Origin of the sequence: Janthinobacterium sp. BJB446 (assembly GCF_002735655.1) — a bacterium.
Classification (GTDB): domain Bacteria; phylum Pseudomonadota; class Gammaproteobacteria; order Burkholderiales; family Burkholderiaceae_D; genus Janthinobacterium; species Janthinobacterium lividum.
In genome coordinates, this window is sequence record NZ_PDZK01000004.1 from 414,393 (window position 1) to 437,572 (window position 23,180).

Annotated in this window: 20 protein-coding genes and 1 rRNA gene; 9 read left to right on the forward strand and 12 right to left on the reverse strand. The window is 61.8% G+C overall.

The features are described from left to right. Nucleotides 1-94: 94 nt before the first annotated feature. The 9 genes from bioB to CSQ92_RS23985 all read right to left on the reverse strand — a co-directional run bounded on the left by bioB (nucleotide 95) and on the right by CSQ92_RS23985 (nucleotide 10,244). On the reverse strand, nucleotides 95-1,141 hold the full coding sequence (bioB, locus tag CSQ92_RS23945; protein ID WP_034782789.1) for a biotin synthase BioB: 1,047 nt from the start codon (nucleotides 1,139-1,141) through the stop codon (nucleotides 95-97). A 58-nt stretch (nucleotides 1,142-1,199) separates the two neighbouring features. Then, entirely contained in the window at nucleotides 1,200-1,991 is a 792-nt protein-coding gene (gene bioD, locus CSQ92_RS23950) for a dethiobiotin synthase (protein ID WP_034782791.1), read from the reverse strand. Further along, on the reverse strand, nucleotides 1,981-3,177 hold the full coding sequence (gene bioF / locus CSQ92_RS23955) for an 8-amino-7-oxononanoate synthase (RefSeq protein ID WP_099395582.1): 1,197 nt from the start codon (nucleotides 3,175-3,177) through the stop codon (nucleotides 1,981-1,983). Before bioF ends, bioD begins: the two co-directional genes overlap by 11 nt. A gap of 1 nt (nucleotide 3,178) precedes the next feature. Further along, nucleotides 3,179-4,507 carry an adenosylmethionine--8-amino-7-oxononanoate transaminase gene (gene bioA, locus CSQ92_RS23960; protein WP_257219335.1) on the reverse strand — a complete coding sequence of 443 codons (1,329 nt, stop codon included), beginning with the start codon at nucleotides 4,505-4,507 and terminating at the stop codon, nucleotides 3,179-3,181. A gap of 19 nt (nucleotides 4,508-4,526) precedes the next feature. Beyond that, nucleotides 4,527-5,315, reverse strand: a complete 789-nt coding sequence (locus CSQ92_RS23965) for an enoyl-CoA hydratase/isomerase family protein (protein ID WP_034782795.1) — start codon at nucleotides 5,313-5,315, stop codon at nucleotides 4,527-4,529. Nucleotides 5,316-5,336: 21 nt separating this feature from the next. Beyond that, nucleotides 5,337-6,959, reverse strand: a complete 1,623-nt coding sequence (locus CSQ92_RS23970) for a carboxyl transferase domain-containing protein (protein WP_099395584.1) — start codon at nucleotides 6,957-6,959, stop codon at nucleotides 5,337-5,339. A 40-nt stretch (nucleotides 6,960-6,999) separates the two neighbouring features. Continuing rightward, the gene (locus CSQ92_RS23975; RefSeq protein ID WP_092609847.1) at nucleotides 7,000-7,446 is read right to left on the reverse strand and encodes a YchJ family protein; all 447 of its coding nucleotides are present in this window, start codon (nucleotides 7,444-7,446) and stop codon (nucleotides 7,000-7,002) included. A 92-nt stretch (nucleotides 7,447-7,538) separates the two neighbouring features. After that, nucleotides 7,539-8,825 (reverse strand): D-amino acid dehydrogenase, encoded by a 1,287-nt coding sequence (locus CSQ92_RS23980; protein ID WP_143450422.1) that lies wholly within the window; start codon nucleotides 8,823-8,825, stop codon nucleotides 7,539-7,541. Between the two features lie 81 nt (nucleotides 8,826-8,906). Then, nucleotides 8,907-10,244 carry a serine hydrolase domain-containing protein gene (locus CSQ92_RS23985; protein ID WP_180277099.1) on the reverse strand — a complete coding sequence of 446 codons (1,338 nt, stop codon included), beginning with the start codon at nucleotides 10,242-10,244 and terminating at the stop codon, nucleotides 8,907-8,909. Nucleotides 10,245-10,470: 226 nt separating this feature from the next. Between CSQ92_RS23985 and CSQ92_RS23990 the strand changes: the two genes are divergently transcribed. Then, a complete protein-coding gene (locus CSQ92_RS23990) occupies nucleotides 10,471-11,211 on the forward strand; it encodes a GntR family transcriptional regulator (protein ID WP_034782800.1) in 741 nt (246 codons plus the stop codon). Nucleotides 11,212-11,213: 2 nt separating this feature from the next. Here the strand turns inward: CSQ92_RS23990 and CSQ92_RS23995 are convergent, their stop codons facing one another. Together CSQ92_RS23995 and CSQ92_RS24000 are read right to left on the reverse strand one after the other, a co-directional pair. Beyond that, a complete protein-coding gene (locus tag CSQ92_RS23995; protein ID WP_180277100.1) occupies nucleotides 11,214-12,341 on the reverse strand; it encodes a nuclear transport factor 2 family protein in 1,128 nt (375 codons plus the stop codon). A 142-nt stretch (nucleotides 12,342-12,483) separates the two neighbouring features. Then, nucleotides 12,484-13,527, reverse strand: a complete 1,044-nt coding sequence (locus CSQ92_RS24000) for a helix-turn-helix transcriptional regulator (RefSeq protein WP_180277101.1) — start codon at nucleotides 13,525-13,527, stop codon at nucleotides 12,484-12,486. A 205-nt stretch (nucleotides 13,528-13,732) separates the two neighbouring features. Here CSQ92_RS24000 and CSQ92_RS24005 point away from each other — a divergent pair, with 205 nt between their 5' ends. The 7 genes from CSQ92_RS24005 (at nucleotide 13,733) to CSQ92_RS24035 (ending at nucleotide 21,196) form a co-directional block, all read left to right on the forward strand. Next, nucleotides 13,733-14,614 carry an N-acetylmuramic acid 6-phosphate etherase gene (locus tag CSQ92_RS24005; protein ID WP_070278408.1) on the forward strand — a complete coding sequence of 294 codons (882 nt, stop codon included), beginning with the start codon at nucleotides 13,733-13,735 and terminating at the stop codon, nucleotides 14,612-14,614. Nucleotides 14,615-14,659: 45 nt separating this feature from the next. After that, on the forward strand, nucleotides 14,660-15,970 hold the full coding sequence (locus CSQ92_RS24010) for an MFS transporter (RefSeq protein WP_099395589.1): 1,311 nt from the start codon (nucleotides 14,660-14,662) through the stop codon (nucleotides 15,968-15,970). Between the two features lie 91 nt (nucleotides 15,971-16,061). Beyond that, nucleotides 16,062-17,723, forward strand: coding sequence for a glycoside hydrolase family 10 protein (locus tag CSQ92_RS24015; RefSeq protein ID WP_099395590.1), 1,662 nt, complete (start codon nucleotides 16,062-16,064; stop codon nucleotides 17,721-17,723). A gap of 94 nt (nucleotides 17,724-17,817) precedes the next feature. Next, entirely contained in the window at nucleotides 17,818-18,765 is a 948-nt protein-coding gene (locus CSQ92_RS24020) for an N-acetylglucosamine kinase (RefSeq protein ID WP_257219336.1), read from the forward strand. 30 nt (nucleotides 18,766-18,795) lie between these two features. Then, nucleotides 18,796-19,596 (forward strand): N-acetylmuramoyl-L-alanine amidase, encoded by an 801-nt coding sequence (locus tag CSQ92_RS24025; protein ID WP_034752412.1) that lies wholly within the window; start codon nucleotides 18,796-18,798, stop codon nucleotides 19,594-19,596. An 83-nt stretch (nucleotides 19,597-19,679) separates the two neighbouring features. Continuing rightward, entirely contained in the window at nucleotides 19,680-20,582 is a 903-nt protein-coding gene (locus CSQ92_RS24030; protein ID WP_034782805.1) for a LysR family transcriptional regulator, read from the forward strand. Beyond that, nucleotides 20,582-21,196, forward strand: a complete 615-nt coding sequence (locus tag CSQ92_RS24035; protein ID WP_034782807.1) for a M15 family metallopeptidase — start codon at nucleotides 20,582-20,584, stop codon at nucleotides 21,194-21,196. Before CSQ92_RS24030 ends, CSQ92_RS24035 begins: the two co-directional genes overlap by 1 nt. Here the strand turns inward: CSQ92_RS24035 and CSQ92_RS24040 are convergent, their stop codons facing one another. Further along, nucleotides 21,197-22,576 carry a sodium-dependent transporter gene (locus CSQ92_RS24040; RefSeq protein WP_099395592.1) on the reverse strand — a complete coding sequence of 460 codons (1,380 nt, stop codon included), beginning with the start codon at nucleotides 22,574-22,576 and terminating at the stop codon, nucleotides 21,197-21,199. Between the two features lie 487 nt (nucleotides 22,577-23,063). Between CSQ92_RS24040 and CSQ92_RS24045 the strand changes: the two genes are divergently transcribed. Then, nucleotides 23,064-23,180: ribosomal RNA gene (locus CSQ92_RS24045) — 16S ribosomal RNA — on the forward strand; the annotation flags it as partial.

Here is a 23,180-nt window from a genome sequence, read left to right on the forward strand (position 1 = left end):
CGGCTTACGCGCTGCGCGCTAAGCCGACCTACGGATGGTGAGGCGGTATTCGTAGGTCGGGTTAGCCGGCACGGCGTAACCCGACAGGGCTGGATCAGCAGCCGCACTTCTCTTTCTGTACCGAGTCCAGCATGGCGCCGCGCGTCTGCAGGCCCAGTTTGCCCAGCAAGGTGCGGTCGTCTTCCGCTTCCGGGTTGTCGGTGGTGAGCAGCTTGTCGCCGTAGAAGATGGAGTTGGCGCCAGCCAGGAAGCACATGGCTTGCACGGCTTCGCCCATCTGGCGGCGGCCGGCCGACAAACGCACGCGCGCTTTCGGCATGGTGATGCGGGCAACGGCGATCGTGCGCACGAATTCGAACGGGTCGAGCGCTTCCAGGCCAAACAATGGCGTGCCTTCCACTTGCACCAGATGGTTCACGGGCACCGATTCCGGATATGGATTCAGATTGGCCAGCTGGGCGATCAGGCCCGCGCGTTGCAGACGTGTTTCGCCCATGCCGACGATGCCGCCGCAGCATACTTTCAAGCCCGCTTCGCGCACACGGCCCAGGGTGTCCAGGCGGTCCTGGTATTCGCGCGTCGAGATGACGTTGTCGTAGAATTCCGGCGCCGTATCAAGGTTGTGGTTATAGAAGTCGAGGCCCGCGTTTTTCAGGCGGTCCGCCTGTCCCTCTTCCAGCATGCCCAGAGTCGCACAGGTTTCCAGGCCCAGCGCTTTCACTTTGCTGACCATCTCTTCGACTTTGTCCATGTCGCGGTCCTTCGGGCCGCGCCATGCGGCGCCCATGCAGAAGCGCGTGGCGCCGTTGGCTTTTGCCTGGCGTGCCGCGTCGAGCACGGTGTCGATGTCGAGGATTTTTTTCGCTTCCACGCCCGTGTCGTAGCGGGCCGCCTGCGGGCAATAGCCGCAGTCTTCCTCGCAGCCGCCCGTCTTGATCGACAACAGGGTCGCCAGTTCCACGTCGCCATCGGGGAAGTTGATGCGGTGCGTTTGCTGGGCCTTGAACATCAGGTCATTGAAAGGCAGGTCGAACAGGGCCAGCACATCATCGATGGGCCAGGTGGCCGCTTCGGGCAGGGTGATGCGCGCCGCAGGGCGGTGCAGTTCGACGGTTTTTGCTGCTTCTTGGACTAAAGACATGGTGATTCCTTCGCTTCTATTTTTGAGTACGTTCAGTTGTTTGGCTTAATTGTTTGGTCTAGTTCTGCGACTGCTGCGCCGGCCAGTTCGGCAAGCCGCTGAAATCGAGATACGCCGCCGCCGCTTCCGCGCTCGGTTGCGCCAGGCGCGGCACCTTGCCCAGCAGCGGCGCCGGGATGCGCTCGATCAGCGCATCGATATTTTCGTCGAGGAAGCGCATTTCCACTTCCAGGGTGTTGGCGACCCAGCCGATGACCGTCAAGCCGCGCGCCTCGACGGCTTCGAGCGTCAGCAAGGCCTGGCTGATGCAGCCCAGGCGCATGCCGACCACGAGGATCACGGGCAGATCGAGCTGCTGCGCCAGGTCGGCCGAATCAAAGCCGGGCGACAGCGGCACGCGGAATCCGCCCACGCCTTCGACCACGACCGCGTCCGAGGCGGCGGCGATTTCCAGGTAGGCGGCCAGAATCGGCACCGATTCGATGCTGACGCCTTCGAGCGCGGCGGCGATGTGCGGCGCGGCCGGCTCCTTCAGCATGTAGGGTGTCGTCAGGCTGCGCAGCATGGTGACGTTGCCGGCGGCGATCAGGCTGTCGGCGTCTTCATTATGCAGTTCGCCGTCGCGCATTTCGGCGCCGGCGGCGACAGGCTTCATGCCGCAGGCGCGCACGCCGCGCGCGACCAGCGCGTGCAGCAGGGCCGACGACGTCAGGGTCTTGCCGATTTCCGTGTCGGTGCCGGTGACGAAACAGGCAAAGCGCGATGGCAGGCCGGTGGCGGCCGGAGCCGGCTGCACGGCCGGCGCCAGGTCCGCCAGCACTTCCGCCACGATAGGATCATCAAGGCTCATGGCGATTCCTTTCCAGGGTGTTGACTGCGTTGATCAATTGCGCCACTTCCTGCGCCGTGTGGCCGGCCGACAGGGTTACGCGCAGGCGCGCCGTCCCCGCTGGCACGGTGGGCGGGCGGATGGCACCGACCCACAGGCCCTGCTGGTACAGGGTGGCGGCGATGTCCAGCATGTCCGCATTCTCGCCAATGATGACGGGCTGGATGGCGGTCACGGATGGCAAGGCTTGCCAGCGCTGCAGCTGCAATCCGTCGTTCCATTGCGCCACCAGCGCCGCCAGGTGCATCCGGCGTTGTTTTCCTTCTTCACCGGCGATGATGTCCACGCTGGCCAGCAGCGCATGCGCCAGCGCCGGCGCTGCCGCCGTGGTGAAGATGTACGGGCGGGCCTTCTGGATCAGGGTTTCGATAACGGCCTCGTGCGCGGCAACAAAGGCGCCGCCCACGCCGGCCGATTTGCCCAGGGTGCCCACATACACGAGGTAGGGCGAATGCAGGTCGAAATGTTCGAGTGCCCCGCGGCCATGGGCTCCCAGTGCGCCGAAGCCGTGCGCGTCGTCGACCACCAGCCAGGCGCCATGTTGTTCGCACAGGGCCAGCAGCGCGGGCAGCGGCGCCAGGTCGCCATCCATGCTGAAGACGCTGTCGGTGACGACGATCTTGGTTTTCGCCGTGCTGGCTGCCAGCAGGGCCGCCAGGGCATCGAGGTCGGCGTGCGGATATACGCGTGTCTTCACGCGGGCCAGGCGCGTGCCATCGATCAGCGAGGCGTGGTTCAGCGCTTCCGAGAAGATTTCCGCGTCCGGGTCGCCCGCCGACAGGGCCGTCAGCACGGCCAGGTTGGCCATGTAGCCGGTGCAGAAATACAGGGCGCGCGCCTGTTCCAGGTTGGCGCCGACAAATGCCGCCAGCCGTTCTTCCAGCTGCGCGTGGGCGCGGCCATGGCCGCTGATCAAATGCGAAGCGCCGCTGCCGGCGCCATACAGGTCGGCGCCCTCTTTCAGCGCGGTGACGATGCGCGGATGCGACGCCAGGCCCAGGTAGTCATTGCTGCAGAAGGCCAGCATGGCGCGCCCGTCCACCGTCAGGCGCGGCGCGCACGGCGTGTCGACGGTACGGCGGCGGCGAATCAGGCTGCGCTCTTCCAGTCCTTGCAACTGCTGTTGTAATCGCGCGATCAGTTCCATCTCAGGCCCCGATCACATGATTGAAGACGGCCAGCGTCTGCTGGCCCAGGCCCGCGATTTCCTCGTCGTCGAGGATGTACGGCGGCATCAGATAGACGGTGGAGCCGATGGGGCGCATCAGCAGTTCGTGTTCCAGCGCCGTGCTGAAGAAGCGGCGCGAAAAGTCGGGTGCAGCGTCCACCGCATCGAAGGCCCAGATCATGCCCTGCTGGCGGAAGTGTTTGACTTTTTCATGCTGCGCCAGCGGCGCCAGCGCTTGCGTGATCTTGTCGGCGCGTTCCCGGTTGGTGGCCAGCACGTCGTCTTCCTCGAAGATGGAAAGCGTCGCCAGCGCCGCGCGGCAGGCCAGCGGATTGCCCGTGTACGAGTGCGAATGCAAAAAGCCGCGGCGCACATCGGTGCTGTAGAAGGCCTGGTAGATGTCTTCGCGCGTCATCACCAGGGACAGGGGCAGATAGCCGCCGCTGATGCCTTTCGACAGGCAGACGAAATCGGGCCAGATGCCGGCCTGTTCGCACGCAAAGAAAGTGCCCGTGCGTCCGCAGCCGACGGCGATTTCATCGAGGATCAAATGCACTTGATAACGGTCGCACAGGGCGCGCACCAGCGACAGGTACAGCGGGTCGTGCATGGCCATGCCGGTGGCGCACTGCACCAGCGGCTCGATGATGATGGCGGCGATCTTGTCCGCTTTTTGCTGGAAAAGCTGTTCGACTTCGGCGGCGGCGCGGCGGGCCACGTCCTGGGCGGACTCGCCCTCGGCCGCCTGGCGGAAGTCGGGCGACATTACCGTCTGCGTGGCGCGCAGCAAGGGGCCGTAGGCATCCTTGAACAGGGCGACATCGGTGACGGCCAGCGCGCCGATGGTTTCGCCGTGGTAGCTGCCTTTCAGACAGACGAATTCCTGCTTTTCACTCTTGCCGCTGTTGCGCCAGGCGTGAAAACTCATTTTCAGGGCGATTTCCACGGCGGACGCCCCATCGGACGCATAAAAGCTGTGACCGAGCACGCCACCCGTCAAGGCGGAGAGCTTTTCCGACAGCTCGATCACCGGTTCATGCGTGAAACCGGCCAGCATCGCGTGTTCCAGGCGGTCCAGTTGATCCTTGAGTTCCGCATTGATGCGCGGATTCGCGTGGCCGAACAGGTTCACCCACCAGGAGCTGATGGCGTCCAGGTAGCGTCGGCCTTCGTGGTCATACAGCCAGGCGCCGCGGCCATGGCTGACGGGGATGAGCGGTACAGTCTCGTGGTGCTGCATTTGCGTGCACGGATGCCACACGCTGCGCAGACTGCGTTCGACCCAGCCCGATTGTTTTTCTGCTTTCAAAACTGCTCCAATGATATTGCTAGCCCATGAGCCAACTCGGCTTGCGCTTGTCGAGGAACGATTGCACGCCTTCGCGTCCCTGCTCCGAGGCGCGGATCTGCGCGATGCGCTCGGCGGTGTCCAACAGCAGCGCATCGTCGACCGGCTGGCCAACGATCTCGCGCACCAGCGTTTTTGCTTGCGCCACCGCGTGCGGGCTGTTGCCCGTCAGCGCTTTGAGCACCTCGGCCGTTTTCGCGTCCAGCGCATCGCCAGCGACTACCTCGTGGGCAAAGCCGATGCGCAGCGCCTCTTGCGCGGAGAATCGCTCCGCGGTCAGGAAATAGCGGCGTGCCGCGTTTTCGCCCATGGCCTTGATGACATACGGTGAAATAGTGGCCGGGATCAGTCCCAGCCGCACTTCGCTCAGGCAGAAATGCACGTCTTCCGCAACCAGAATGATATCGCATGCGGCGACGAGGCCCATGCCGCCCGCATAGCAGTCGCCCTGGATCTTCGCCACGACGGGCTTGGGACACAGGTAAATCGTGCGCAGCATCTGCGCCAGCTGCAGCGCGTCGGCCTGGTTTTCGGCATGCGTGTAGCCTGCCATCTTCTTCATCCAGTTCAAGTCCGCACCGGCGCAAAAGGCCGCGCCATTCGCCGCCAGCACGATGGCGCGCACCATGTCGCTGCGCCCCAGGCCCTCGAAGGCGCGCGCCAGTTCGGCGATCGTCGTCTCGTTGAAGGCATTGCGCACGTCGGGGCGGTTCAGGGTCACGGTGGCGACATTGCCCTCGATGACCAGCTTTAAGGTTTCAAATTCCATTCTCTTCTCCCTGAATGCCGCTTACATGCGGAATACGCCGAACTTCGTGTCCGGGATTTCCGCGTTCAAGGCGGCCGACAGGCCCAGGCCCAGCACCATGCGGGTATCGGCCGGGTCGATCACGCCATCGTCCCACAGGCGCGCGGTGGCGTAGTACGGGTGGCCCTGGTGTTCGTATTGATCCTTGATCGGCTGCTTGAAGGCCGCTTCCTCGTCCGCGCTCCACTCGCCGCCCTTGCCTTCGATGCCGTCGCGCTTGACGGTCGCCAGCACGGAAGCGGCCTGGTCGCCGCCCATGACGGAAATGCGCGCATTCGGCCACATCCACATGAAACGGGGAGAAAACGCGCGGCCGCACATGCCGTAGTTGCCGGCGCCGAAGCTGCCGCCGATGATCACCGTGAATTTCGGCACGGCGGCCGTGGCGACGGCCGTGACCATCTTGGCGCCATTGCGGGCGATGCCTTCGTTTTCGTATTTGCGGCCCACCATGAAGCCCGTGATATTTTGCAGGAAGACGAGCGGGATCTTGCGCTGGCAGCACAATTCGATGAAATGCGTGCCTTTCAGGGCCGATTCCGAGAACAGGATGCCGTTATTGGCGATGATGCCGACTTTCACCCCATAGATGTGCGCGAAGCCGCAGATCAGGGTGGTGCCGTAGCGGGCCTTGAATTCGTCGAAATCGCTGCCGTCGACGATGCGCGCGATCACTTCGCGTACATCGAAGGGCTTGCGCGTATCGACGGGGATTACGCCATACAGTTCCTGCGTCGGGTATTTCGGCTCGACGGACTCGCGCATCGCCATCTGTTGCGGCTTGGTGCGGTTCAGGTTCGAGACGATGGTGCGCGCCAGCGACAGCGCGTGCAGATCGTTCTGCGCCAGGTGGTCGACCACGCCGGACAAACGCGTGTGCACGTCGCCGCCGCCCAGGTCTTCGGCCGTCACCACTTCGCCGGTGGCCGCTTTGACCAGCGGCGGGCCGCCGAGGAAAATCGTGCCCTGCTCCTTGACGATGATCGACTCATCGCTCATGGCCGGCACGTACGCGCCGCCGGCCGTGCAAGAGCCCATCACGACGGCGATCTGCGGGATGCCCTTGGCCGACAGGTTCGCCTGGTTGTAGAAGATGCGGCCGAAATGGTCGCGGTCGGGGAATACGTCGTCCTGGTTCGGCAGGTTGGCGCCGCCCGAGTCGACCAGGTAGATGCACGGCAGGTTGTTCTGGTCGGCGATTTCCTGGGCGCGCAAATGTTTTTTCACCGTCATCGGGAAATACGTGCCGCCCTTGACGGTGGCGTCGTTACAGACGATGACGCATTCCTGGCCCGAAACCCTGCCGATGCCGGTGATGATGCCGGCGGAAGGCGCTGCATCGACGCCCTTGGCGTCCTGGTACATGGCGTAGGCCGCCATCTGGGAAAACTCGAGGAAGGGCGTGCCGGGATCGAGCAGCATCTGCACGCGGTCGCGCGGCAGCAGCTTTCCGCGCGCCAGGTGCTTGGCGGCAGCCGCCTCGCCGCCGCCGGCCGCGATTTTCTCGACCTTGTCGCGCAAATCGTCGACGATGGCTTGCATGGCCGCGGCATTGGCCTTGAAATCTTCACTGCGCGGATTGAGTTTGCTTTCGATGTGCGGCATTGCGGTTCCTTTTTATTATCGCCCGGTCTCTCGGGTCGCGCTATTCGGGAAAACTGCCGTCGAGATAAAACCAGCGCAGGGCGCCGCCCTCACCCGCTTCGCGCACGAAGCGGCTCACTTCATGCAGGCGGTGCGCGCGGCCGTTGACCTTGTAGCGGGCCACGAATTCCACGCTGTCGCGGTGTATCTCTTCGGCTTGATCTGCTGATACTGCTTTACGTTGACGTAAACGTAAAGCAGATTTTACCTCAAGTCCCAGCCAGTGGACTTTTTCTTCTTCGGCAAATAAAGCGTCGGTGGGACGGGTGCTGGCGTGCCAGGTGGCAAGCAGATACGGCTCGTCGCGCAGGGTGAACGCCGTGTAGCGCGATCGCATCAGGGCTTCGGCCGTGGGCGGCAAGGCGTCGCCCGCGATATACGGGCCGCAGCAGCCGGCGTAGGAGGCGCCGCCACAGGGGCAGGCGGCAGATGTCGAGAGTGTGGGCATGCGCTGGCAATCAGGAACAGAAAAGAGGGAACTGAAAAGTTCCGCAATTATCCGCCATATCGGCAGCGGCGCGTGCGCCGCGCCTTGCCTGGCTACTTTGTGGGGCTGAGGAAGTCCAGCGCGAACGGCGGCGCCTTGCCAGCCATGAGATCGGCCAGGATGCGCGCCGTGCCGGCGGCAAAGGTAAAGCCCAAGGGGCCATGGCCCACGTTGAGCCACAGGTTCGCATATTTGCTGGCGCCCACCAGCGGCGCGCTGTTCGGCGTGGCGGGGCGCAGGCCGGCCCAGGCCGTGGCCTGGTCGTAATCGGCGCCGTGCGGCATGGCTTCGCGCGCCAGCCGCGTCAGGCCCGCGATGCGGCCCCAGTCGATGCTGTTGTCGGCGCCCACCATGTCGACCATGGCGGCCACGCGCAAGTCGCCACCGATGCGCGCATACAGTACCTTGCGTTCGAAATCCGTGATGCTGATCTCGGGCGCCCGGTGCTGCGCGCGGATGGGCGCCGTCAGGCTGTAGCCCTTCAGCGGGTACAGGGGCAGGTAGATGCCCGCCGTGGCGGCCAGGTCGCGGCTCTGGATGCCGGCCGCCAGCACATAGTGATCCGCTTGCAGCAAACCCAGGCTCGTATCGACGCCCGTGATCCTGCCCTTGTGCGTGACGAGGCGGCGCGCCTCGCCTTTTAATAAGAGCGAACAATTCGGGTGCTGCAGCAGGCGCGCTTCCAGCGCCAGGCAAAAGGCGTGGCAATCGGCCACCGCCTCGCCTTGCGTAAAAATGCCGCCCGCCAGGGCGCCCTGCAAGGCGGCCAGCGCCGGTTCGCGCTGCACGGCTTCCGCCGGAGACAAGACGATGCGCGCCTCTTCCGACTCGGGCCGGGCCACGGCCCGCTGAAAGATGGCGGGCGAACGGTAGACGATGAGTTTGCCCGCATCGCGCCAGGCATACGCTTCGGGCGGCACGGTCAGCTCCAGCTGCGCCATGCCGGCGCGGCTCCATTCCCCCAGTTGCAGCAGCTTGGCCGTCGTGCGGGCATTGCTGGCGCTGTTGCAATTATGCAAGAAACTGGCCATCCAGCGCCATTGGCGCCAGTCCGCTTCGGGACGGAAGCGTAGCGGACCGTCTTTCTGCAGCAGCCATTGCAGGGCTTTGAAGGGCACGCCCGCATCGGCCAGAGGGGCCACATAGCGATAGCTGAGTTGGCCGCCATTGCGGTAGCTGGCGGCGATCGCCACCTGTTCATTGCGTTCCAGTACAGTGACCTTGTAGCCGGCCTCGGCCAGCCACCAGGCCGATGTCAGACCGACGATGCCGCCGCCGATGATGATGACTTGTTGCTGCATGTTGCCTCGCTGCGTTGCGCTCCCATGGTGCGGGAGCATTCGGGAAGAGCTTAGAGGCTGGCCGTCAGCGCAGCCAATGAAACATCATGGTGCAGCCATAACTTTCAGGAATGCACCATTTCAATGCAAGGATGGATTGTTGTCAATCGCACCACGGTATAGCGCGGTGAGTATCAATTCCTCGTTGCGCCCCATGGCGGAATACGTGCCAGGATAATGTTCGGGATCGCTGCCCGTGCCGCCCACCAGCATCACCATGCCGTTCCTGTTCTTGAAATCGAGCACGAAGGCGGAGACCAGGCCATACGCGTCGCCCAGGTGGCCCACGGCCGTGAAGCCGGCACCCTCGACCAGGCGGTTGCCCTGCCCTGCCACCGCATCGAATTGCTGGTTGCCCAGGCCCCAGGCGTGGTACAGGCCCCGTTCGCTGTCGCCATTGCGTCCGTCCGGCGCCAGCTGCCATTGGCGGCCAAACATCAGCGCGATGCTGGCCGGTTGCAATAGTTGTTTTCCCTGATAGCGCCCGCCGTCGAGCAGCATCTGCATGACCGTGCCCAAGCCCGCAGCAGAGATGCGCAAGCCGCCCGTGGGGCTGAAGACGGTGGCATTGCTGCCGATCACATACCGTTCGAGGCCGGCTGGCGCGGCCGGTGGGCGTTGGTAAAAATCATCGGCTTGCGCGATCCAGGGGCCGTGTGGCTGCCAGATCTCCGTGTCGAGCGTGCGCTTGCGGTACAGGGTAGCCGTGTTTGCCACGTCCTCCGCCGGGAAGGCGGCCGGATTGTAGCCGCCGCGCACATCGAGGGGATCGAGCAGCAGGCGCCGCATCAGCAAGTCGAAGCGCTCGCCCGTGACTTTTTCCATCACGGTGCCGATCACGCCCCAGTTCAGGTTGGCATACGTGAAATAGCGGCCCGGCGCCGCGGCCGCATCCCACATCGTATCGGTGCCGGCCGTAAACACGTCGCGCAAGCTGCGTTCGGGGCCCCAGGCATAGCCGCCCGCATCGCGCAGCGAGGAAGTGTGGCTGAGCAGGCTGCGCAAGGTCAACGGTTGCTGGGGGAAATGCGGGTTGCGCAGGGAAAAACCCAGATAGATACCCACGTCCTGGTCCAGGCTCAGCTTGCCCTGCTCGACCAGCCGCATCAGGCCCAGGGTGGTCATCATCTTCGAGACGGAAGCGATGCGGAACAGGGTGGCCGGCGTCACGGGCAAGTTCTCTGTCGGCGTGGCGCCGATATGCCGGTAGCCAAATTGTTGTTGATACGACACCTTGCCGTGGCGGATGGCCAGCACGGACAGGCTGGCCAGCGGGTGGGCCGCATCATCGACGATGGCGGCCAACGTGGCATCGAGCGCGCGCTGCTGGTCCTTGCCGCTACCGGGCGGGGCGGCCAGCGCCGTCCAGGTCGTACCCAGCAGCAGCAAGCCCAGTAAACCCGTCATTTTATTGTGCATGTTCCCTGTTTCGCGGTGTGGTGGAGGCGCCACCAGCATAGGGCGCGATGGTTTACTGCGCTAATGAAAATTGCTTATTTATCCATAATGCAAAGCTATACGTACGGTAAAACATTGTTTTTTTAAGTGTATAACCGTTATTTATGGTCATTTTCCATTTATTCATGGGTGGACGGGCTACGCGCAGGCGCCATCGCTATTACACTAGGAGGACAAGGAGAACTGTATGAGCCAGACCAGCGTAGAACTCAAGGTCGATTTAAATGACAATTCGCCTTTATATATGCAGATCGCCCGCAAGCTGAGCGATGACGTACGCAACGGCCGCTACCAGGTAGACCAGGCCCTGCCATCCGAACGTACCCTGTCCGAACTGCTCGACGTATCGCGCGTGACTGCCCGCAAGGCCATCGACCAGCTCGTCGAGCAAGGCCTCGTCGTGCGCCGCCGCGGTTCGGGCAACTATATTGCCCCGCGCATCGAGCAGCCACTGTCGAACCTGTCGAGCTTTTCCGAGCAGCTGCAGCAGCGCGGCTACCGCCCCGGCTCGCGCTGGCTCAAGCGCGAAGTCGTCATCGCCAGCAGCGATGAACAGCTGAGCCTGGGCCTGGCGCAGAACACGAAAGTGGCGCGCCTGGAGCGCCTGCGCCTGGCCGATGACGTCGTGATGGCATATGAAGTGAGCGTCTTGCCGTTCAGCGTGGTGCCGGAGCCTGAGGCGATGGGTGATTCGCTGTATGAATACTTGAGCAGCATCAAGAAGGCCCCCGTGCGCGCCTTGCAGCACATCCGCGCCATGAATGCGACGGACGTGCTGGCCAAGCAATTGGGCATCCCCGATGGCCAGGCCGTGCTGTTCATCACGCGCATCGCTTACCTGGAGTCGGGCGAAGCGGTGGAACTCACGCATTCGTATTGCCGCAGCGATCATTACGACTTTGTGGCCGAAATGCGCCGCGCTCCGTAAGCTTACTGCTCGATCAGGCGGATCATGGATTCCGCCACGCCGACGGACGCTTCCCAGCTCATGCCGGTCACCAGCCGGCCATCGACCTCGACGTGGCTCTTGCCGTTGGCGCCGTGCCTGAATATGCCGCCATGGCGCTTGATGCTCGCTTCTGCCGAAAAAGGATAGGCCTTGTATACCGGCGATTCCTTGTTGAGGAACGCGTCGGGGAACGAGGTGAGCACCTTGCCCTGGATCAGGAAAGTACCGTCACGTAGCTTCAGGTTCTTGATGCCCTCGGTGCCATGGCAGATGGCCGCGATTACCCCACCCTGTTGTTCGTAGATACGCAAGGCGATGTCCTGCAGCGCCTTGTTTTCCGGGATACCGACGATGGCCGCGCCGCCGCCGACGAAAGCCATGCCCGCATAGTCGTCTGCCCTGACCTCGGAGACGGGCTTGGTATGGGCCAGTGCCCACATGAAGTCACTGTCGTACAGATGCTTCTTGAGCAGCGCGTCCGACGTGACGATCATTTCCAGGGGCACGGCGCCCCCCTCGGGACTGACGAAGTCGACGGTATACCCTGCTTTGCGAAAGACATCATAGGTATACGCGATCTCCGGAAAATTATTGCCAGCGTTAACCTTTGTGCCTGGATATTGATGCACATTCGACACCACCAGCAGCACCTTGCGTGCGTGGCGCGGGGCTGCTGGCTCGCGATGGGCCGACTTGCTGACGATTTTCCAGTTGCCGGCGATCTTTTTCAACAGAAAGACATCCACATAGCGGACCCCTTGTTCAGGAATGTGGATTTCGGCCTTGGCCGTGGCCACCTTGCCGCTCACATCCACCTTGATCAGCCGCCCGTGGCGCCCATTGAATTGCCCTGCTTTCTCCTGGGAAAAGAGTTTGGCGTATTCCGGACCGCTCAACTCCCATTCCGCATCGTTTTTGCCGTCCAGGTAAAGGCGGGAATTTGCATGGAAGGCCTGGTTGATCTCGCTTTGTACGTTAAAGCTGGTGCCATGCATATACAAGCGCACGGTTTCCCGGATGGCATTTTCGTCCTGGTCTGCGGCGGTGCCGACGGCGGTGATGCTCAGGAAGCAACAGGCGAGTATCGTTCGCAATAAAAACTGAATCATGGATGTACCCTGCATATAGAACTGCGTTTATCGGAGCAACGACTATTTCAGATCGCTGGTGCTCGATAATTTATCGAAGTGCAGGGGAATGGATGTCGCCAAACACGATTTCAGACTCCGGAATGGCGATTCCGGAGTGCTTTCATGCGGAAATGGCCCTGGCCGCCTGGCCAGATTGAGCCCGGAAGCTGGCTGGCGTCTGTCCAGCCACTTTCTTGAAGGTCGAGTAGAAGGTGGAACTGGAATTGAACCCGCAGCGCTCGGCGACGGTATCCATGTTCCATTGCGGCTCGTCGCTCAATACCTGTTTCGCTTCGGCGATACGGTATTCGTTGACGTAGGTCGTGAAGCTCTTGCCCAGCTTGTCATTCAGTACCTGCGACACCTGCGCCTGCGTGCATCCCGCCCGCTTGGCGAGTTGGGCCAGGGTCAGATTCGGATTCAGATAGGATTTCTGTCCGCTCATCTGTTGTTCCAGCGCGGCAAGCACGGCCAGCGTATCTTCGTGCGCCAGGCGGTTATTCTGGTACTTCTGCTTGGGCTCGGATGGCGTCAAGCCTTCTTTTCTCAGCAGAAAGAGCATCACCGCCACATGCAGCGAGAAGGTGAATGACAAGGCGCCAACGATATAGGACGTGAACGGCGTGCTCGCGTACGCCGCCAGCATGACGCAGCTGCCTGCAAAGACGCTCAGCAGGAGCACGCTGCTGGTCGCCATCCGCTGTCCCTCGTTCCACCATGCGCGGCGGCTTTGCCAGAGCAGCCTGGCGGTTGCCAGCAGGTAGCATAGCCAGAACACATGAATGGCATGGCTCGACAGGTTCCATACAGCACGATACGCGGAATACGGAAAGGCAACGCCAATGCCGATCAGCAGGAAGGACAAGCCCAGGTGCCAACGCCATTGTTGTCCAGCAGGCAATTGCCCGAGCCCGGCCAAGAAAGAGCGCACATAGAGATAGGTCAAGGGACCGATCAGCAGGCAAGCCGACAGGCCCAGCTGGCGGAATTCGATTGCGATCGCCGGGTTGAAGTAGAGGAAAGCGGACTTGGCGGTGCGCACCCCGACGGCAAGCAGCAATGCGCCCAGCATGCAGTCGGCCAGGCAGCGGGGCCGGCGGCTGAAAAAATAGACGGCCAGGAAAATGCCGTTGATGGCGCCAAGGGCGCTAAACAGGAACAGCAATTGGCGAGCGATCATGGGGCGTGTCGTGGATGTTGGCGTCGAACCCAAGTATAGACATAAACGTGAGCGTATCGAAGTACAAGTAGTACATCATCACGTTCCTGCACCAGCCATAAACTCCCGTTATGCCCGCCCGCCATCCTTTCATGGTTGATCCCGCTCGTTGGTATTAAACTGGTTTCACGGTCAACCATGTTCTGAAATCATGTTGAAAACTGAAACTCCGAGCCGGCGGCATCCGGATCTGGACCTGTATCCGGTGGAGCAACTGGTGGCGGCGCTGGTCGATGACCAGTTCTGGGCCGTCGAGGCTGTGCGGTTGGCGTCGCCCGACATCGCTGCGGCCATCACGGCCGCCCTGCCCCGCATCGCTGCCGGCGGACGCCTGCTGTACGTGGGCGCGGGCACGTCGGGTCGCCTGGGCGTACTCGACAGTGTCGAACTCAATCCCACGTTTTCGTGGCCTCCCGAGCGGGCCGTCGCCATCCTGGCCGGCGGCGCGGGCGCCATGTTTACGGCTGTCGAAGGGGCGGAAGATAATTTGCAGCAAGGCGAGGCGGACTTGCTGTCCCTGCAGCCGCAAGACAATGACGTGGTGATCCTGCTGGCCGCCTCCGGCGCCACGCCGTATGTGCTGGGCGCCCTGCTGGCCGCGCGCAAGGCGGGTGCCTTGACGATAGGCATCGCCAACAATGTGGATGCGCCCGTGGCGCACGAGGCGCAATGCGGCATCGTGCTCGACACGGGCACGGAAGTCATTTCCGGCAGCACCCGCCTGAAAGCGGGCACGGCGCAAAAAATCACCCTGAACACGATTTCCAGCGCGCTGATGGTCGGTTTGCATAAAACTTACGGAAACTTGATGGTAGACTTGAAGCCGACCAACGCCAAGCTGATCTGGCGGGCGGTGCGTCTCACCATGCACGCCACCGGCGCCAGCGAAGTGCAGGCCAGGACCGTGCTGGAGCAATGCCAATTTCACGTCAAGGTGGCGATTGTTGCCTTGATCAAAAAAATCAACACAAACCAGGCACAGGCATTGTTGGCCGGCGCGGACGGCAGTGTGCGGGCGGCACTGGCGGCGTGATCCGATGGCGCGGCATTCTTCTGTCTGGGAGACAACGAAGGATGTATGGAGCTAGTGAAACAAACCGCCCCGGCGCGCGCAAATAAGCCGTCAAATAAGCCGTGGCTGTGGATCCCTTCCCTGTATTTTGGCCAGGGCATCCCCTATGTAGTGGTCATGACACTCTCCGTGATCATGTACAAGAACTACGGTTTTTCCAATACGGATATCGCGCTGTATACGAGCTGGCTATACTTGCCGTGGGTCATCAAGCCCCTGTGGTCGCCCTTTATCGATATGTACCGCACCAAGCGCTTCTGGATCGTCGGCTTGCAGCTGGTGATTGGCGCCGCGCTGGCGCTGGTGGCCCTGACGACGTCGCTGCCGCACTTTTTCCAGATCAGCCTGGCGATCTTCTGGCTGATGGCTTTCAGTTCCGCCACGCATGATATTGCCGCCGACGGTTTTTATATGCTGGGCCTGGAAGAACACCAGCAGGCGGCCTTTGTCGGCGTGCGCAGCACGTTTTACCGCCTGGCGATGATCGCCGGCCAGGGCGGCCTCGTGTATCTGGCCGGCTATCTGACGCATGCGACGGGCAATGTGCAGCTGGCCTGGTCCGTCGTGTTTGCGATTTTGGCGGGCCTGTTCATCGCCCTCTTCCTGTACCACTATTTTGTCTTGCCGAAACCGAAGGATGACCGTCCCAGCATCCAGGGCGCCGGTGTTTCTCCGTTGCAGGAGTTCGTCGCCACCTTTGCTTCCTTTTTCAAGAAGAAGGATATTTTGGTCATCCTGGGCTTCTTGCTGCTGTTCCGCCTCGGCGAAGCGCAACTGCTCAAATTGGCCGCGCCCTTCCTGCTCGACCCCGTTGCCAAGGGCGGCCTGGGCCTCAGTACGGAACAGGTGGGCCTCGTCTACGGCACCATCGGCGTGATCGCCCTGACCTTGGGCGGCTTGCTGGGCGGATTCATCATTTCCCGCTTCGGCTTGAAACGTTGCCTGTGGATCATGGTGCTGTCCGTCCATTTGCCCGACCTGGTGTTTGTCTATCTGGCCACCGCTTTGCCCAGCAGCATCTATGTGATCGCCAGTGGTATCGCCCTGGAGCAATTTGGCTATGGCTTCGGTTTTGCTTCGTATATGTTGTACATGATCATGGTGTCCGATGGCGCCCATAAAACGGCCCATTACGCCATCTGTACGGGCTTCATGGCCCTGGGCATGATGCTGCCGGGCATGGCCAGCGGCTGGATCCAGCAAATGCTCGGTTACCAGCATTTCTTCATCTGGGTTTGCATCGCCACCATTCCCGCTTTCATCATGGCCGCGCTGGTCAAGATCGATCCCGAATTCGGCAAGAAGGCCGAAGCCTGATTCTTTTGAACCGTGCGCCCGCATGGATGGCGGGCGCACAGTAAAATGCCCGCACCGATAGACCTGCGCTTCACCACTGCAAGGAATTGTTTTGTTGTCTACTTTCAAAAAACGCCTGGGCGCCAGCGCCGGCGTACTGGCCGCGCTGGCCGCCGCCACATTGCTCAGCAGTTGTACCAGCACCAGGCTGCCCTCCGCAGTGACGCCAGGCGAAGCGGGTTTGCCGGCCGTGCCGCCCGTGCAGCACATCACGGGCGAAGTGCCGCCGCCAGCACCGCGCGAGTTCCGCGCCGCCTGGGTCTCGACGGTCGCCAATATCGACTGGCCCAGCCGCAGCAATTTGCCTGTCGCCAAGCAGCAAGCGGAGGCCATCGCCATCCTCGACCGTGCCAAGTCCTTGAATCTGAACGCGATTGTGTTGCAGGTGCGGCCCAGCGCCGACACGATTTACCCATCGCAACTGGAGCCGTGGTCGGAATACCTGACCGGTAAGCAAGGCCAGCCGCCGTTGCCCATGTATGACCCGCTGGCCTTCTGGGTGGCGCAGGCGCATGCGCGCGGCCTGGAATTGCACGCCTGGTTCAACCCCTACCGTGCCCGTCACGCGACGGCCAAGTCGCCGCTGGCACGCGACAGTTTCGCTTCCACCAACCCGGCGTCCGTCAAGCAATACGGCCGCTACCTGTGGATGGACCCGGGCGATGCCGCCGCCTCCAGGCACACGACGGACGTGGTGCTGGACGTCGTGCGCCGCTACGATATCGACGGCGTGCACATCGACGATTACTTTTATCCGTACCCGATCGATGCGCCTGGCGCCGGTGCGGGCGCCGAGACGGCCGCGCTGGATGCGGGCAATGGCGGCGCCAAGCGCGAACTGCCGTTTCCCGATGAGCCTTCCTGGCAGCAATACTTGCTGGCCGGTGGCCAGCTGGACCGCCCTTCCTGGCGCCGCCAGAATGTCAATCAGCTGATCGAAGCCTTATATACAGGCATCCACCGCGAAAAGAGCTGGGTACGCTTCGGCATCAGCCCGTTCGGCATCGGCCGTCCTGACCGCCGCCCGGCCGGCATCGTCGGCTTCAGCCAGTACGATAAATTGTATGCGGATGCGGAACTGTGGCTGGCCAAGGGCTGGCTCGATTACCTGTCGCCGCAGTTGTACTGGCCCGTGGCGCAGGCGCCGCAAGCGTTTGGCGTGCTGCTCGACTACTGGCTGGCGCAAAATCCGTATGGCCGCCACGTGTGGCCCGGTTTATATACGAGCCGCATCGACAATTCCGCCAAGTCCTTCACGCCGCAAGAGATCATTAAGCAGATCGAAGTGACGCGCACGCGCCCCGGGGCGAATGGACAAGTGCATTTCAGCATGGTGCCGCTGATGCAGAACCGCAAGGGTGTCAGCGAGCAACTCAAGGCGACTGTATATCAAAGCCCTGCCCTCATTCCCGCCACGCCATGGCTGGGCAAGGAAGCACCGGGTACGCCCGTGCTGGCCTTGCGCCGCGATTCCACCAGCCTGAACATCAAATTGACGGCGGGCGGCGGCAAAGCCGTGGCGCAGTACGCGGTCTGGGCCCGCTACGGCGAAGACTGGCGCTTTACCGTGGTCACGGGCGTGCAAGGCGAGCTGACCCTGGTCGACGATGCCATTGGTAAAGTCAATGCGGTAGTGGTCAGCGCCGTGGACCGCCTCGGCAATGAAAGCCCCCGCGTTACCGTGCGCGCACCGTTTACGGCCCCCGCCAAGTAGTTGTTGACCGTTCACCGCTAGTCCATAACCTGCAGGCATGAAACATGCGCAAGCTTTCATGCCTGCAAGCTCAGCTTGGCTTTACACTCATGCCATGATTTCCTTCCCTGTAATCAATACTGACACTGCCGTGCTGGGGCTGGGCATCGACGCGGGCGGCACGCAGACGCGCTGGGCCCTGGCCAACGGAGACGGCGTCATCGTGGCCGATGGGGCTGTGGAAGGCTTGTCTGCCTTGCAAATGAGCAGCGAAGCGGGCCGGGCGGCCGTGCACGCCGCATTTTCCAGGTTGTGCCAGGCCGTACTGACCGTTGGCCAACCGCGCGCCGTGGTGGCGGGCTTGACGGGGTTTGGCGGCGACGATGTGGCGCTGGCGCCCATGCTGGCGACCCTGCTGGCGCTGGACGTCGGCGACGTGCGCTTGGGCAACGATATTGATATCGCTTATCGCGACAGTTTTGAACCCGGCGAAGGTTATCTGGTCTACGCTGGCACGGGCTCGATTGCCGCCTGGATCGATGCGGATGGCGTATTTCATCGCGCAGGCGGGCGCGGCGTGCTGCTTGATGATGGCGGTGGCGGTTACTGGATCGCGCGCGAAGCCTTGCGCTACATCTGGCGCCGCGAAGACGAGGCGCCTGGCAGCTGGCAAGATTCGCCCATGGCCGAGGCCGTGTTTGCGCAACTGGGCGGCAGCGACTGGTCGCTGTCGCGCGCCTTCATGTATGGCCAGGACCGGGGCGCCATCGGCCGGCTGGCGCTGGCCGTGGCCGCCAGTGCGGAAAGCGACCCGCTGGCGCTGGACATCTTGCAGCGCGCGGGACAGGAACTGGCGCGTCTGGCGCTGGCCTTGACGACGCGCTACGGTCCCCGTCCTGTGGTGCTGGCGGGCCGCGCAGCGCAATTGCACCCGTCCATCGCGGTTGCCATGCGCGCCGCTTTGCCGGTATCGTTGATGATGGAGCAAAAAGTTGCCCGTTCGCATGAGGCTGCGGCCAAGGTGGCAGCCCGGGCAGCCAGCCAGCGTACTGGCAAGAACTGAACATTTTACCAACCCGAACATGGATCTTTCATGAAAAAAATCGCCCTCGCCCTGCTGGTGGCCCTGCTCTCCGCCTGTACCACGCCCGCGCCGCACCTCGACCACAGCTTGAACGCGCGCAGCCAGAGCCCACGCGTGAAATTCATCGTCATCCATTACACGGTCAGCGATCTGCCCCGCTCGATCAAGATCCTGACGGAACAAGTGGTCAGCAGCCATTATTTGCTGACGGACACGGACAAGCCGAAGTTTTACGTGCTGGTCGACGAATCGCGCCAGGCCAATCATGCGGGTGTGAGTAACTGGAAGACTTATACACAGCTGAATGTCAGCTCGATCGGTATCGAGATCGTCAACCCGGGCTACAAGGACACGCCGGAAGGCCGCCTCTGGTATCCATTCCCCCAGGCACAGATTGATGAGTTGATTCCGCTGTTGAAAGATATCCAGGCCCGCTACAACATCGCACCGGAAAATATCCTTGGCCATAACGAGATCGCCCCACAGCGCAAGCAGGATCCGGGCCCCCTGTTCCCTTGGCGCCAGCTGGCCGATGCGGGCCTGATCGTCTGGCCGGACGCGAACCGTGTTGCCGCGCAGCGCCTCATTTTTGAGCAGCAAGTGCCGGACGCCGTCTGGTTCCAGAAAAAGCTGGCCCAGCACGGCTATGCGACGCCGAACACGGGCGTCTTCGATGAAGCGACGCGCAATGTACTGATCGCTTTCCAGATGAAATACCGCAACACCTTGTTCGATGGCACGCCCGATGGCGAAACGGCGGCTCTGCTGGAAGTGCTGACGACGCCTGCCCCAGCTGTTGTTGCAAAGTAGCATAGCCGTTCCAGCCCATGACTTTTTCTTATATGCTGAACGTTGAAGGCCCAGGTGGCCACGGCAAGGTAAAGGAATAGCTCATGCGGCTGCGTCATATCGAAGTGTTTCACGCCATCATGCAAGTTGGCACCATCAGCGGCGCGGCCCAGGTGCTGCATATTTCGCAGCCGGCCGTGACCAAGGTCTTGCAGCATTGCGAATTGCAACTGGGCATGCCGCTGTTCGAGCGCGTACGGGGCAAGTTGTATCCGAAGCCCGAGGCACACCGCTTGTTTGTCGAGACGGAAAAGCTCAACCGCGATTTATTGGGCATCCGCCGCCTGGCAGCCAGCCTGAAGGGTCATGCGGTGGAAACCATCCGCCTGGTCTCCACGCCGACGATTGCCATCAGCGTCTTGCCGTTTGCCATGACGGAGTGGCGGCGCGACTTTCCCCACACGCGTTGTCAGCTGGCTACCCACCACACGGGCGAGATCGTCAATACCCTGCGGCTCGGTGAAGCGGACTTGGCCGTGTCGCTGCAAGACCCGCGCCATCCGGGCATCGTGGCTGAACCTATCGCGCAGGGCGTCATGACGGTGATTGCGCCGGCCGGCACCTGGCATGCGGCCGATTGCGGCACGCCGTTGACGGCGCATGGCCTGAACGGCGAGCTGATCGGCCATGCGGACAACGATCCGCTGGGCGAACTGGTGGTCGCCGCCTGTGAGGCGCAGGATATCCACCCCGTGTTTTCCACCGTGGTGCAAACCTATCAAATCGCCCGTTCCCTGGTGGAAGCGGGCGCCGGCATGGCCGTGGTCGATCCTTTTACGGCTGCGTCCGGCTCGCCCGAGCGCCTGCAGCGCCGTCCCTGGGCGCCCACCATCCCCATCCAACTGTATTTATTGACGGCGAGCCACTCGCCGCTGTCGCATGGCGCGCGGCGCCTGGCCGACAGCATCGGTGTGGCGGCGCGCAACTGCCTGGAAAGAGGAGTCTGATGTCTGTTGCAAGTTTGCAATTAGAAGCGGTCGGCAGCGATCCGCAATTTCGCCACCTGAGCAGCATCGCCGGCATCGCCGTCGACTTGCGCTATGCCACGCCCGACAATTTCGTCGGCCGCGACTTATACAGTCCCATCGATTGCGCCTGGCTGCACCGCGATGCGGCGGCCGCCCTGGAAAAAGCCGTGGCCTGGCTGGCCGTGAAGCGCCCCGATCATCATTTATTGGTGCTCGATGCCCTGCGTCCGCAACGGGTGCAGCAGCAATTGTGGGATGCGCTCCAGGGCACGGAGTTGCTGGGCTATATCGCCGAACCGTCGCGCGGCTCGATCCACTCGTTCGGCATGGCGCTCGACATCACCATCGTCGGCCCGGATGGGCAGGAACTGGACATGGGGACTGGCTTTGACGATTTAAGTGAGCGCTCGCACCCGGCATTGGAGCTGGTTTTGCTGGAGAAAGGGGAAATTACCGAGGAACACGTGGCGCACCGCCGATTGTTGCGCGACGCCATGTTCCAGGCAGGCTTCTTCGGCATCAACAGCGAATGGTGGCATTTCGATTGCGGCGACCGGGTGCTGGTGCGCCAGACCTACACCCGGGTACTCTGATTAGAAGACCTGTAAACCCTTCAGCATCACGATCAGGATCAGCACGGGCGAGACAAAGCGCAGCAGGAACAGCAGCACATGCGCCAGGGTTTTATTTTGCAGCTGGCCATGGTTGCCGATCGCATCAATGAAATGGTCCTTGCCCCAGGCCCAGCCTGTAAACAAGGCAATCGCGATGCCACCCACGGGCAGGAAGATATTCGACGAGACGAAGTCGAACAGATCAAACATATTCAGATTGAATAACTTGAAGTCCGCCAGCGTGCTGTTACTGAGGGCGCATACGGAACCGAGCACGGCCAGCAGCAGCATGGTCACGATGGTGGACTTGGTGCGCGTCCAGCCGAAACGTTCATGGAAAATCACGACGGGCACTTCCATCAGCGACAGCATCGCCCCCGTGGCGGCCACGGCAGCCAGGATGAAGAACACCACCATCAGAGCTTGTCCCATGGGAATTTGAGAAAACACGGCGGGGATCGTGATGAACACCAGCGACGGCCCCGCGCTGGGGGCGAAGCCAAAGGTGAACACGGCGGGGAAGATGGCGATGCCGGCCAGCATCGATACGCCGAGGTCGGCCGCCATTACACGCAAGGTGGTGACGGGAATATTCTGGTCGTCGCGGAAATAACTGCCGTAGGTCATCATCGTGCCCATGCCAACAGACAATTTGAAGAAGGCCAGGCCCATGGCTGTCAGCACGACGGAAGCCGTCAGCTTGGAAAAATCAGGACGGAACAGGAACGCCAGGCCTTCGCCCGCTTTATCGAGCGACAGGCTGACCGCGCACAGCAGGAGCAACAGCAGGAACAGCAGCGGCATCAGTTTCTTGGCGATCGCTTCGATGCCCTTGGTCACGCCCAACATCAATATGCCGCCGATAAACAGCAACACGCCCCATTGCCACAACAGCGATTGCAGGGGATTGCTGATCAGCGAAGCGAAGGCCGCTTCTGTTACCAGCTTGTCGCTGCTGAGGATGGAGCCATCGATGGCCTTGGCGATATACGCAAACACCCAGCCCACCACCTCCGAATAGAACGCCACGATCAGGAAGGCGGCGACCATGCCGATGACGCCGACCAGCCACCAGGGCTTGCCCTTCGGCGCCAGCTGTTCCATGGTCGAGATCGGGTTGACCTTGGCGCGGCGTCCCAGGGTGATTTCCGCGATCATCACGGGCAGTCCCACTAATAAGGTGGCGAGCAGATAGATGAGCAGGAAGCCGGCGCCGCCATTGGCGCCCGTCAGGTAGGGGAATTTCCAGATATTGCCGAGACCGACTGCGGAACCGAGGGTGGCGGCGAGCACGCCGAAGCCAGTGGTAAAGCCAGCCCGTTTCAGGGTCAGGCCTGATCCTTGAGCTTGTTGTTTCATGGTGAATCTTCTATGGTGGGACGCGAATGTGCGCTGAGGGGGCGAAATTGTAGCAGTTGGCCGCAAATACCCGGGAAAAGCCTTGCTTCCGCTGGGGCGCTTTGCTATAGTTCGCCTCCCCAATGAGACGCACTAGTTTGCGGCACAAAAGGGACAGCCTTCAGGGGCTGGGTAGTAGAAAAGAAGGTGTTGACGATTGTGCTGAAATGCTTCATACTCTTCCTTCTTCGCAGCTGACAAACACAATGCTTTGTCGATAGCGCGAAAGCAGTAACCGAATACAGTTCTTTAACAATTAACAGTCGATAAGTGTGGGCATTTGATGTAAGTGCAGCAGTGATCTTCGGATCGCTGTAAAACTTAAAATATCAAATGTTCACAAGAAATAATGAAATAGGATACTTCTTTGGAAGTAGCCTGTCAGTTTTTTGAGTGAGCGACCCATCAGCAATGATGGTGCCGATAAAACGGCAAAGTAACAGAGATTAAACTGAAGAGTTTGATCCTGGCTCAGATTGAACGCTGGCGGCATGCCTTACACATGCAAGTCGAACGGCAGCACGGAGCTTGCTCTGGTGGCGAGTGGCGAACGGGTGAGTAATAT